The sequence below is a fragment of the Halorubrum sp. SP9 genome, from assembly GCF_005435015.1.
Lineage (GTDB): Archaea > Halobacteriota > Halobacteria > Halobacteriales > Haloferacaceae > Halorubrum > Halorubrum sodomense.
Genome location: NZ_SGXU01000103.1, coordinates 520 through 1,428 on the forward strand (window position 1 = coordinate 520; position 909 = coordinate 1,428).

The window sequence follows — 909 nt, forward strand, 5'->3', positions numbered from 1 at the left end:
ATCAGATCACCTGTTTATCGACTGTTTCTGGGACAATTTCAGCTTCGACGAGCGGTGTGATGTTGATTACGACGCCGTGCTTCCGGTTGGGTTGGTAACCGGCAGTTGTGATCTCCGAAAGCGCGCGCTCAGACCACTCAGAGGAAATATCTCCTACAACCTCGTCACAAGCGTCTGCAATCTCGTTTGCAAGTTCCTCGTACTCTTCGAGGTCGCTCGCCAACTCAGAGAGAAGACGCTGGCGTTCTGAGACGCCACTATCGCCAATCTGTGACTGTCCCGCGTCTTCGAACTTGCCGAAGTAGTAGGTCATGAAGAGAATTCCATTACTTACATAGTGGGTGGATCCGACGAGGTCGTCATAATACTCGAAGAGGTCGTACAGGTGAGCCTCGACAGGTTCCGAACCGCCCTTCGCATAGGCTTCAAAAGCGGTTTCTAAGTCATCAAGGGCGTCAAGCCATTCGTCCTGATTCTCCTGTACGGTCTCGTAGAACGATGGACTGAACAGGTCACCCATATCGACATCGTCGAGATCGGCGAGAGTTTCGAGGGTTTCTAATCGCGAGGCCGTTCGCTCGCGGAACTCAGCGACCTGTTTGGCCGCGGACTCGGCAAGTTCCTGGTTCTCTTCGGGCCAATCGCGGGGAGTGGGTTGTGCGAGGTCGGCTAGCCGGTCTTCGAATACGCCAATCTGCTCAAGCCCGCTCTCACATCGGGCGTATTCCTCTGCGGCTTCTGCCTGCTCCGAGGCAGAGAGTGAGTCGTCGCTGCGACGGCGGTTGGCTGCACTCCGGCGTTCCCGAAGGAGAGCTTTCCGCGGCTCAATATACCGGTTCTGGAGGCGGTCAAAGACGCTCCCGTCCAACTGGTGATAATCAACGAGACAGGCGAATCCTTCGCCTTCGG

Annotated in this window: 1 pseudogene; it reads right to left on the reverse strand. The window is 55.8% G+C overall.

The annotated features are described in order from the left end of the window. Nucleotide 1: 1 nt before the first annotated feature. Nucleotides 2-909 (reverse strand): annotated as a pseudogene (locus EXE45_RS16610) (SAM-dependent methyltransferase); the annotation flags it as partial.